The organism is Vibrio sp. V12_P9A6T4 (genome assembly GCF_963874835.1).
GTDB classification, from domain to species: domain Bacteria; phylum Pseudomonadota; class Gammaproteobacteria; order Enterobacterales; family Vibrionaceae; genus Vibrio; species Vibrio anguillarum.
This window is the reverse complement of the sequence record NZ_CAWNJO010000094.1, coordinates 1-10,614: the sequence shown is the minus strand read 5'-3', so window position 1 is coordinate 10,614 and position 10,614 is coordinate 1. Positions and strand designations below refer to the sequence as shown.

Below are 10,614 nucleotides of genomic sequence, written 5' to 3'. Positions count from 1 at the left end.
CCTTCGGGCAATAGCCCCAAGGTTCAATCACCACCGCCCAAGGCGGTGGTTTAGGGATGACAATAAAAAACTCCCATTTTTTGTTCTTTATCTTACTAATGCTTTTTAGAATATATTCCGTTTTATTTAGAGACATATGCGCTTTTCTATAAACTTGCCGTTCGGGTATGTGATTTTGTAGATAACGTTGCCACCACAATCCGTATTGACCTTAAATGAAAGTGATTACATACCAGCATCTAACATTAGAAAATGTTGGTTAATATGTACACGCCTGTTTAGTGATATGTATCTACTCTAAAGAAAAGGGGCAAAAGCTATTCAGGGCAAATCGCATTGGCTCATTACTTAGCAAAGCCAAGATCAGACAATGCAGGCAAAACATAACCCACACTGTCAGCATTTGATTTTTGGTAAATCTTGCCAACGCGTTGTGTACTGTGGAGTCAACATATCACGCCGCATTGCCCATTTCTGAGTGATACCCTGCGCCGCCAAAAAAAGGGTATCACTCCCATACCGGCCATTTAGGGTATCGTAGACATGCATCAACGCAAGGTTATTCGGAGTTGGATTGAATAAATCCGATTGCTCATGTTGCCCATCAACAAGGTCAAGCAAACCCACCCCAATCTTATAAAACCGAACATCTTTCTGAAACAGTTGCTCAGCGAGTGAAGATGCAACCTCGGTCAGTTGAGTCACATCGGATGTCGGATAAGCAAACCTATGAATCGCTCTACGCACAACGGAAGACTCATCAAAGGGAGAGCTATTTGCAAAACAGAGCATGACTCGGCAGAGTGATTTTTGTTGGCGGGCCTTATAAGAGGCAATATTGGCATGTTTACACAAGACTTGTTTCAGCAACTCAATATCTGTAATTCGCTGTCCTGCACTACGTGTAGAGAAAATTTGTTTCTTATCAGCTTGAGCTACATCCCATCCTTTACATCTTTGTCCATTCAACTCACGAACTGTACGTTCCACCTCAACGTTAAACTCCTTCCTAATGAGTGCAGGAGGATAGTTAGCCAGTTGTAAAGCTGTTTTAATGCCCATTAGCTGTAGGCGCTGTCCAAGTTTACGACCTATGCCCCACACATCAACCGCTCGTAATTGAGATAACACTATTTGACGCTCTTTTTCATTATCAAGTACACAAACACCTTGATAAGCATCCAATTTTTTTGCGGCATGGTTAGCCACTTTCGCGAGTGTTAATGTACTCCCAAAGCCAACACTCACAGGAAGACGGCACTCACGCCATACTGTACGCCTAAGTTCCATGCCTAATTTTTTAAAACACGAGACAGAAGGATATAAATGTCCAAAAGATAAAAACGACTCATCAATGCTGTATATGTGTTGCTCGGACGCGAACCTCCCGATCACCTGCATCATCTTTGACGATAAGTCGGCATACAATTCATAGTTTGATGAAAGTGCAATAACGCCTTTTTGCTCACAAAGCGCTTTAACCTGAAAGTAGGGTTTAAACTTCTCAACACCCGCTTCCTTTGCTTGGCGGTTCGCAGCCACAACACAACCATCGTTGTTTGATAATACTATGACGGGCTTTCCTCGCCAATCAGGACGAAAGACTTGTTCAGCACTGCAGTAAAACGAGTTGGCATCGACTAAAGCAAACATCACTGATCACTCAATATCTGATTACTTCGATGGAAACGAATGGAGCTAACCACAACGCCTTCTAAAGAGAAGGTGTCAAAATCGTGGATAGCCACAGGTTGAATTTTTTCATTTGCAGAGAGCAATAATCGACGACGAATGTCAAGGATCTTACATACAAACTCTCCATTAAAATTCGCAACAATCACATCGTGATTCATAGCTTCAAGATGACGATCAACAATCAGCAAATCGCCATCAAATATCCCCACTCCTTGCATAGAATCGCCACTCGCTTTACCAATAAAAGTGGCGCTCGGATGCTGGATAAGTAAACCATCAAGATCAATGGAGAGTTGTTTGTATTCAGTTGCAGGACTTTCAAACCCTGTAATGCCCGCACTCGCGTAAATAGGTATGACTTTCATATAAGTTCACTGTGTTTATATACAGTATTATTTTTATATTGAAATCGCGAAAAAGCAATTTAAAAACGCTACTAAGTTACAAATTTCCCCGTCCTCTCATCGAGCATTTGAGAGGTGTTTGTCCAAGCTTCTGTAATCAATACACTTTCAAATCGAACCTTCTACATCTGTTCAATCATGGCTTCTACCGTCTGCAGCATCTGGCTTTGCATTTGACTCATTTCGAGGTTGAGGCTTTCGATTTCTTGCAAGATCTGCTTGGTTTCGGCTTGGGTTTTGGCATTGTCGTAGCGCTGGCTATCGGTTAAACCTTCTTCGCGCTGCGCCTTGGCCATGATGTTCTTTGCTTCGCTTTCCAGTTTGAGGACCTTGGCCTCCATTTCACGCATCTGCAACTCAAGCTGCTTTTGCTGAAGCTGTTGCTCCTGCTGCTTTTGCGCGGCTAACTCGGCCTGCTCTTCCTCTGTCATATCCTCCGGCTCTTTTTCAATATTAAGCGCCGCTCGGACACGCTCCATAAACTCTTGCTTGTTCGGCACATCGGTAAGCTCCAGCACTAAATCAATCACGGTGATTTGTACTTCTGGCGGCAACTGCGCGGTGATCATCATCATTCGCTCTGCCAACTGCGATTTGTAAGCAGCGGTTTGCTGAATGGGAGCCAGCGCAATATGGGCGCGTAAGCGGGTTAAATCATTGGTCAGTAGCCCTTGTTCATCGACTTGGTTCATCACTACAGTTTTGCGCTTTCGCTTGTCATTACGGTTGATCACAATCGCTTTATTGTGCTGCTCACGCATATCCTCAAGGATGTAACCCAGTAGCAGCTCACCCAATAGCTGCGATCCAAAGTTGTAGTTATCGTTGATTTCGGCAAGCGTTGTCGCCCCCTGCTCAACCAGATTGGCAATCGCAATCCCACTGGTCGCGTTGGATTCTTGCCCCAAGAAAGCACCATAAACACCCATGGTATCTTGGATAAGCTTCATCGAATCCTGCATTACATTAAATTGCTGCGCGGCGATATTGAAATCTTGCTGAACCTGAAACACTTCGCTGATGGATTTTTGGTTTTTCCGCTGTGGGTTGAGCTTAATCAGGCCATCGGGTCGTTCAACCTCTTCTAAAATCTGTTGTTGGCTCATATTGGTGGCATCTTCATCCATTAAGACTCGTTTGGCCTGCAGTAACCACGTCAATTTAATGCGCCTAAAGTTGACTTCATCTTGCGCCGGAATGGCCCGAGCAATCAGACCATAGGGTTCACCACTGGCGTCTTTGCGAAATCCCCAGAATGGCACAATGGGAAACATGCCATTAGGCGCGGCACAGTCACGGCTTAATAAGTGATACATCCCGGCGTACCACTCTTCTTTAATTCGGCTCACTTGAGCCTGCCGCAGTGTGGCTCTCTCCATCGCCAGTGCCATCGCATGAGTCAGATCGTTCGGGTCAAACTCCATCACTCGCCCATCTTGGGTTTCAAGCACGGCTTTGCGTTCAATATGACGCACATACACAATCTGCAAACGAATACGCTCGCGGTTATGGGATAAGTACTCCGAATGATCGCGTGACCAGTGATTAAACGCTTCATGCGCACTGGTCAACAGTGGATCGAGCCCTTCGAGGTTTTCAACATCAACAAACCCACGCCAATCCTTTTTCGCGTATTCCAGCACCTTAGATTTATTGGGAACCAAACTCGCGAGTTCATCAATATCAATCCAGCGCATACGCATCACCCAGCGACAATCGCTCCAATCCGGTTCAGTGGAGAACCAGTCCCAGAACACTTCATCACGAGGGATAAGTTTGATTTTGTACTTAGGCCCGAACGGGTTGGGATTACGGTATGCCTCAACAAAGCCAACGCCCGCTTTGATTTGTGAGCCATACGCCTCTGAGCGTGCTTTATCAAGCCGCCCTAGCCGCGCCGCATCCGAAAACTCGGCATTCACGGCTTCCGCCATCAGCTCCATTTGTTCATCGGGATCATCTGCGCACACCAAAAGGTCGGTGCGGGTTTTGGCTTCCATCCCGAGGACACCATCAATGGTCGGCGCAATCAGGTTATGGATTGTAGTGGGCTGGCCACGCTGTTTAAGCTTATCTTTGACTCTCGGATCAAGCTGATCGCCATCGTAGTAGGCAGTGGCAACTTTGGCAGCACTGCGCCAGTCAGGTTGGCCATCAATATCGGAGAGGATACGCAGCATAAAAGTATCGAGTTTTGCGTGTTGCATCATTTTGTCTGCCAATGATTGTTAGAAGGATCGCGTTTGAGGTCTTCTGACTTCACACGCTTTGGCATACGTGCACGGGCTTCTTGGGCGAGCATATGACTCATCACTTGGTCATCAAAACACCCTTCCTGAGCGTTCATCGCTCCCTTTTTGTCGTACACATAGCTGTGGTATTCCGAAATAGTCCCCATCCAACGAATGCCAGATACGCCGTTTTGAAAGAGCGTCTTCATACCTTCCGTGAGGATAGGTTTGGATTGTTTGGTGGTTAACCAGCCGAGCTTGACCGTCTCATCATCGTTGTCACGATCTAGGTATTGCTCTGAATAGATGTAGGGTGTGGGGTAGATTTCTCGAAGCTTTTGAATAAAGGCATGGCCGTGGTTATTGCGCTCAGGCATCACGTAAGCGTTGCCGTATAAAATCGCGATATGTTTAACCAGATAAGCCAATAACTCAGCATCGATATAGCCAAACCAGTGGGCCACTTGCTCACCATCGGATTTTTTCACAACATCAATACTACTGCGGTCGCCATGCTCTAGCCCTTCGGCAATATCCACACCCAGTGCATACTCTTCATCCTCATCGAACATTTCCCACATCAGCAAAAGGTTCATCGCATTACGCTGCATGCGAAGCGGATCGTGACTCTCTATCGAGTGCACCCGAGTTAGGTTTCCCGTCATAGGCTCAAGGTCATACACCAAGAAGGGGGCAAAAACATCCGCTTCCGCGGCCATAATATGGGCAGGATTGAACACCCGACGCCCTGAGGTTAAAAACGCCTCCAGCGGCGTGGACGGGAATTCCTGTTTCATCTCCTCGCCCTGCATGGCTTCTTTTTCGAGATACCACTGCTTTTGCTCATCATCGAGCTGGCAGCCCATCGATTTTTCGACTCCAGTAAAGTACTCAGCCATCACTTTCGGCACAACGAGCCCATTCATCGGCACTTTTGAGCGGTATTTCGGATCTTGCCACCATGCGAAAAAATGAAACTGATAATCCTCGCGGCTCAGCTCTACCCCACTTTTGGCTTGCTCCATAGCGCGCATGCACATGGTATAAAAATCGCCCCCGACCCCTTCTGCCGTCGACTCAATAAAACAGATCGCATTCTGGTGAATAGCGTTAAGCGTACCGGTTTTCACCTCTTTGGCTTTGTGTGGGTACTTCGCACAAATTTTGCCATGCTCAGAAATATGCAAGCGCTGCACAGTACCGGAGCGAAAGGAGGTGGCGACCTGAATACTTGAGCCGTTCTTAAACACCATGCGTCCACCGTTGGCTCCACTCTTACGCTCTTCGGTTGGGATTGCCGCTTTAAGCCATGCCGGAAGGTTGTCATAAGGCACTTCCACTTTAGTTCTGAAAATCTCCCCCGCGGCTTGTTTGTCCTGCGCGACGATGCCGCACTTAAGCCGTTTATTGAATAGCGCTTCATCGAGTAGGTAGATATCAATTGCGGTCGAAAAACCAAGCTGGCGCGCTTTTAGGATAATGTTGCGATAGCCCATCATCTTAAACAACAATGCTTGGGCAGGGCGAAGCTTGAACGTCACCAGCTCGCCATCTTCATTCTCTATTTTGTAAAGATGATTGAGCCGCCACCACTTATTGCTCAGCCGAGAAAAAAGAAAAGCGCGATCCTGCGCGCTTATCTTCTCTTGGGTTACTGAACCAAGGTTAATCATTCAATACAAACCCGTCCGAACCCATTTCTTGAATTTCTTGCACAATGTCGGCAATCGCAGTTCCAAGCCCTGCTGACTCTTGTGCAATCCGCTCGGCTTCCAATTCCGTTTTCTTAACCTGTGCTTTGGTTCGCAGCAGAGATTCCACGCGCGCCATGTTTCTGTCCACAATGTTGTCGGTGCTAACGTAGAGCTCATACAGTTTGACACGCTCGGCCAACGCTAAGCCTTCCTTACCGAGCTCGGCTCCAATCTTCTGGTAGGTTTCCATGGCTTTCAGCACTCGCGCCCGACAAAACACAATCTCGTGGTCGATATCCGAGTTAGCCGCATCAAAAATGGCATCCGGATCATTTAAGCGCTGCGCATAGCCATTGTGTTTGGTCGAGCACTGGTTGCCATGAATAAACCGCCCGCTCTCATCGCGTTGATGAGTCGTATCTAGATGCAAAACACGCTGTAAAAATTGCGCATGCGTCGGTTTCGGTGAGTTTTGATCAGTCACGTGATCAGTGAACTGATCACTTTCACTGATCACTGGCGCTTTTTTACCATTACCTTTTGATTTTCCGCGCTTTTCTTCCCTACCTTCTCCTAACTGATCACATTGAGCGAGCCGTTCCACATCGGACGAAGAAATGATAGCACGTGGGGATTGAACGTTTTTTGCTGGGTTTTCGCTGTTTTCCAGTGTCGAACTCAACACCTGCAGATATCGACGCGCCGTGTTGTAATTGATGTGGTTTTGATCGCACCACGCTTTGATTGTGATGCCTGTTTGTTCAAACGCGAGTTTGTACTCTTGTTGCAGCGCTTTCCAATCTCGTTTTGCCACCATTAAGGCTCCCAATCGCGAGCAATAAAAAAAGGCCGCATCAAAAGATGCAGCCTCGCTATTGTTGGAAAATCTACCGCAATTACCTTGTCATATCAATCAGCGGATCGAGTTTGCTCAATCTTCAAACTCGGCAAATAAGCGCTTTTCAAGCGTCGAAAGTGCCTCAGCTTCATGCCGATACAACTGAGTTTTCCACTCTTGAAGTAGGCGAAGAATCGCAGGCCAATAGCGAGTGATGAGCTCTTTGTGAGTCTGCAAAGCCGCAGTCAATAAAGAAGCTTTCCAATCGGCTTCGGTCGTTCGAAACTCCCCCATTCCATCACAACTGTCACAAGATCGCTGCGTTTTGGGAATAACACCAGTGGCTTTGCAACGCGGACATTTTGCTGATTCAGTGGCTTTTTTCTGCGCGTAATCGGCCAATAACTGCTTCTGCGCATCAATGCGCATTTGGTGTGACGCAATGTTGGCCTGTAAACGACTGCACTCAAATTGACTGGTTTTGATCTCTATCGCTCGTTCCATCGATCGCATTGCTTTGCTGAGTATTCCAATCGATTTCTGAGTCCGCGCTGCGTAGGCGCTATATCGACGCCAAACTGAAGCTAATCGTGCTTGCTGACTGTCTATGGGAACATTCAGCACATCCGCCATAACCAGATAATGCAAGTGTTTAAGCTCATTCGGAGCCAAGCTTATCTCTAAACGATGGACCTCAAGTGAGCCAAGACAATCCCTCAGTACTGCCAGCGAATAAGCACAATGCAAGTATTTGGCATTGAGGATCGCCATGCCAATAGGGTTATCGCGCTTTGCTAAGCCCATAGCTCCGAGAAGCTGCTCTTTGGTCGGTCCATTTTTACTGATAGATTCTTCCCATTTCATGGTTCTTGCGGCGCTTAATCGTGTTAAAAGCTCAAGCTTTTTACTCACTGTCGTGACTCCTTACTCTGAGAATATGGTCTGAAAACGGCAAAACGTAGCGGGCTCATCACACCACTAATCATCCGCTCGCATCGAAAGCTCTCGCAGCCAGCTTTCTCGTTGAGCCATCATGGCCTTGATTTTGCGCTCAGCCGACTGCGCAGCCTGATCAGATGCGTCGGACTTACGCTGCTTGAAAGAAATCAGCGCGACGTTCTCGTTATTAATATCGATTTCAATTTGCTGGATCTTTCGCTTCAACAACTGCGCATCATCTATGGACTTCGGCGCAGCCTGAGACACGGCAACCATTCGTCCCTTGTCTTGCTCTTTGCAAAGCCAAGCATGGATAAAGCGCTGGATCCCCTGCACGGTTTTCTGCCGTGTTGGGTTCGCCTGACACCAACCAATCATGTTACGAAGCTGCTGCGCAATATCGACGGCAGGATAGAGTGAGCGCCATTCCACCACCTGAGATTGCGTTACCGGGTGCGAAACATGTTTACCCTTGAGTGGAATTTCAAACACAACTGGATCCAAATTTAGATCTGTTTGAGGGCTGAAAGGCGGGGCATCACCTTCTGACGGATCTAATAATGGATCTATTGATGGTTTATGGCCGAAATCCGACCTACCCCCAGCCGGGATCTGACCTACCCCCTCAGGTAAATTCGTCTGTTCGTATTTCGAATGTTCGAATTTTGAATGGACGAAATACGACTGTTCGAAATCCGTCAGTTCATCCGCGGTAGACTTCAATCGCTTCACTGGCAATTGGTACTGGTTATTGGATCGCACCAATCGACCTGAATCAGCTTTTTTGAACTGGTTTCGTTTTACAATCCAGCCGCCTGCTTCCAATTTCTTCAAGGTTGCTTTGACTGTAGTCGGTGAGACGCCACTTTTGCGAGCGATGGTTTCAATGGAAGGCCAGCACACACCTGCATCATCAGCATGATCCGCCAGACAAAGCATAATGAGCTTGTCAGAGCCCTTGAAAAGAGATATATCCCATACATAGCTCATTACCTTGACTGACATCGTCTTACCTCAACGCTCAACCATCCCAAAGCCACCAGCAGGCTACGAATTGTTCCCAATTGATAATGGAAACAAGCCCACTCCCTTGTAATGAGCAAGTGATGAAGTAGGCTCGCCACCAGCAAAATCCACTCACAGAGCATTCGGTAGGGAAAACATGACATCACGTTTCTAACCACGGACTAATCCCTCATAGACAGCTTTGACATACAGACGCTTAGCTTCATAAAGATCGGCCATTTCGTCGTAAGTGATCTCGGTTTGCCGACCTTGCTCAACCTTAAACAGACGCCATTGAAGATTCTCAATCCGAGCTCTTAATGCTATTCTTCCCATCACTGCTTCTCCGAAGTGGTATGTGAAATTTCCTCGCAAGACTTTTCACTCGGCTTTAAACCGTTGCCGCGGTTTAAAGCCAACTCTCTTTCCTCATCTAATACCCGAAGGTAGTGCTCACACTTCTCCTTCAATCGCTGGATTTGATCCCTCTCAAAAGTTAATGTCTCCTGCCCCTGCGATAACGCTACTCGGCAGGTATTCACTGTGATGCAGGCAAGCTGCTCCACCGTGACCCAAAATGAGTTTGTTCTCATGCTCTTCACCTCTAAATCTGCTGTTAGCTTGAAAGATCAACGACTAACCACACTCTGCTTCCTGCCGCACCTCAAAACCCGGCTCAGGAAAAACATCATCAAATGAACAACTTGCTCCTAGTTCATTCAGAGCTTTAACAATTTTCCATGCCATTTCGTAGCTAGGCTTACGATTACCATTGGCATAGTGATTTACGGCTCCCTGGGAAATACCGATACTTTTCGCAAGCAATCCCTGTGACTTGCCAATGTTTTTAAGAATCTGCTTGATATTGGTCATGTAAACATTTTGCCTCCATAGAAACACGCATGAAGATTACAAAATGGAATTAACAAAAACAAGATAAATTACATTTTGGATGTTTAAAGTGTGATTACATTAAGTAATAATCATCGCTATGAAGATGAATTGGAAAGATCTGGTTAAGGCCAGAATGAAAGATAACGGCATCACTCAAGCTGTGCTTGCAGAGCGCTTGGATAAATCCCAAAGCGCGATTGCTCATTGGCTGGGTGGAAATCGTAAGCCGAGTATCGAAGAGATAGCCTCTATGATGAAAATCGTAGGGCTAGACCATTTCACTCTAAATTCTGATGGATTAGTTGAGTATCCCGATGAAGCTTGGGCGAATATTTCACGTCTCGAAATACAGCCTTCATATCAGAAGTCTTTCCCCGTTTTAAGTTCAGTACAAGCAGGAATGTGGTCAGAAGCAATTGAGCCTTATACAGCTGAGGAAATTAATGAGTGGTATGAAACGACTGAACGAACTAGTGAACGCTGCTTTTGGTTAAGAGTCGAAGGTGACTCTATGACATCTGGCGTAGGGGTAAGTTTCCCGGAAGGCACCCTTGTTCTTGTTGATACAGAACGAGATCATCAGAACGGCTCTCTGGTTGTGGCCAAGCTGACTGATGTGAATGAAGCAACATTCAAAAAACTAGTTATTGATGCTGGTCAGAAGTACTTAAAACCGCTCAACCCCTCCTATAACGCCATCGCCGTTAATGGTAACTGTAAAATTATCGGTGTTGTTATTGATGCAAAGTTAAAACTCTTTTAGCAACCTCCCACTAGATACGAACCGCCAAGCAAGGCGGTTTTTTATTGCCCAAATTGTAACAATCAGACATCCCTGTCTTGTAAAAAACCCAAAAAACTCCAATTTGTAATTTACAATATAATTCCAATATGTAATATAGGATGCTAATGCG

General features: G+C 46.4%; 10 protein-coding genes. 1 reads left to right on the top strand and 9 read right to left on the bottom strand.

Features of this window, described 5'->3' with window-relative positions; all coding sequences use genetic code 11:
- Positions 1 to 396: 396 nt before the first annotated feature.
- The 9 genes from AACQ42_RS15205 to AACQ42_RS15165 form a co-directional block, all read right to left on the bottom strand.
- Positions 397 to 1,653, bottom strand: coding sequence for a Y-family DNA polymerase (locus tag AACQ42_RS15205; protein WP_094165595.1), 1,257 nt, complete (start codon positions 1,651 to 1,653; stop codon positions 397 to 399).
- Positions 1,653 to 2,060 carry a LexA family protein gene (locus AACQ42_RS15200; RefSeq protein ID WP_094165594.1) on the bottom strand — a complete coding sequence of 136 codons (408 nt, stop codon included), beginning with the start codon at positions 2,058 to 2,060 and terminating at the stop codon, positions 1,653 to 1,655. The genes AACQ42_RS15205 and AACQ42_RS15200 overlap by 1 nt, the downstream gene beginning before the upstream one ends.
- A gap of 161 nt (positions 2,061 to 2,221) precedes the next feature.
- The gene (locus tag AACQ42_RS15195) at positions 2,222 to 4,309 is read right to left on the bottom strand and encodes a portal protein (protein WP_094165593.1); all 2,088 of its coding nucleotides are present in this window, start codon (positions 4,307 to 4,309) and stop codon (positions 2,222 to 2,224) included.
- Positions 4,306 to 6,003, bottom strand: a complete 1,698-nt coding sequence (locus AACQ42_RS15190) for a terminase (protein ID WP_094165592.1) — start codon at positions 6,001 to 6,003, stop codon at positions 4,306 to 4,308. The genes AACQ42_RS15195 and AACQ42_RS15190 overlap by 4 nt, the downstream gene beginning before the upstream one ends.
- The gene (locus tag AACQ42_RS15185) at positions 5,996 to 6,841 is read right to left on the bottom strand and encodes a hypothetical protein (RefSeq protein WP_094165591.1); all 846 of its coding nucleotides are present in this window, start codon (positions 6,839 to 6,841) and stop codon (positions 5,996 to 5,998) included. The genes AACQ42_RS15190 and AACQ42_RS15185 overlap by 8 nt, the downstream gene beginning before the upstream one ends.
- Before the next feature lie 114 nt (positions 6,842 to 6,955).
- Positions 6,956 to 7,774, bottom strand: a complete 819-nt coding sequence (locus AACQ42_RS15180; RefSeq protein WP_094165590.1) for a TIGR02642 family protein — start codon at positions 7,772 to 7,774, stop codon at positions 6,956 to 6,958.
- Between the two features lie 66 nt (positions 7,775 to 7,840).
- The gene (locus AACQ42_RS15175; RefSeq protein WP_094165589.1) at positions 7,841 to 8,806 is read right to left on the bottom strand and encodes a helix-turn-helix domain-containing protein; all 966 of its coding nucleotides are present in this window, start codon (positions 8,804 to 8,806) and stop codon (positions 7,841 to 7,843) included.
- Positions 8,807 to 8,977: 171 nt separating this feature from the next.
- The gene (locus AACQ42_RS15170) at positions 8,978 to 9,142 is read right to left on the bottom strand and encodes a hypothetical protein (RefSeq protein ID WP_176429665.1); all 165 of its coding nucleotides are present in this window, start codon (positions 9,140 to 9,142) and stop codon (positions 8,978 to 8,980) included.
- A gap of 300 nt (positions 9,143 to 9,442) precedes the next feature.
- Positions 9,443 to 9,679 carry a helix-turn-helix transcriptional regulator gene (locus AACQ42_RS15165; RefSeq protein ID WP_094165587.1) on the bottom strand — a complete coding sequence of 79 codons (237 nt, stop codon included), beginning with the start codon at positions 9,677 to 9,679 and terminating at the stop codon, positions 9,443 to 9,445.
- A gap of 118 nt (positions 9,680 to 9,797) precedes the next feature.
- Between AACQ42_RS15165 and AACQ42_RS15160 the strand changes: the two genes are divergently transcribed.
- Positions 9,798 to 10,463, top strand: a complete 666-nt coding sequence (locus AACQ42_RS15160) for a LexA family protein (RefSeq protein WP_094165586.1) — start codon at positions 9,798 to 9,800, stop codon at positions 10,461 to 10,463.
- Positions 10,464 to 10,614 lie beyond the last annotated feature (151 nt).

Bases quoted from the DNA above. Each gene is read 5' to 3' on its own strand.
- AACQ42_RS15190 (WP_094165592.1), bottom strand. From the start codon at position 6,003: ATGATTAACCTTGGTTCAGTAACCCAAGAGAAGATAAGCGCGCAGGAT.
- AACQ42_RS15175 (WP_094165589.1), bottom strand. From the start codon at position 8,806: ATGTCAGTCAAGGTAATGAGCTATGTATGGGATATATCTCTTTTCAAG.
- AACQ42_RS15165 (WP_094165587.1), bottom strand. From the start codon at position 9,679: ATGACCAATATCAAGCAGATTCTTAAAAACATTGGCAAGTCACAGGGA.
- AACQ42_RS15160 (WP_094165586.1), top strand. From the start codon at position 9,798: ATGAAGATGAATTGGAAAGATCTGGTTAAGGCCAGAATGAAAGATAAC.
- AACQ42_RS15205 (WP_094165595.1), bottom strand. From the start codon at position 1,653: ATGTTTGCTTTAGTCGATGCCAACTCGTTTTACTGCAGTGCTGAACAA.
- AACQ42_RS15195 (WP_094165593.1), bottom strand. From the start codon at position 4,309: ATGATGCAACACGCAAAACTCGATACTTTTATGCTGCGTATCCTCTCC.
- AACQ42_RS15170 (WP_176429665.1), bottom strand. From the start codon at position 9,142: ATGGGAAGAATAGCATTAAGAGCTCGGATTGAGAATCTTCAATGGCGT.
- AACQ42_RS15185 (WP_094165591.1), bottom strand. From the start codon at position 6,841: ATGGTGGCAAAACGAGATTGGAAAGCGCTGCAACAAGAGTACAAACTC.
- AACQ42_RS15200 (WP_094165594.1), bottom strand. From the start codon at position 2,060: ATGAAAGTCATACCTATTTACGCGAGTGCGGGCATTACAGGGTTTGAA.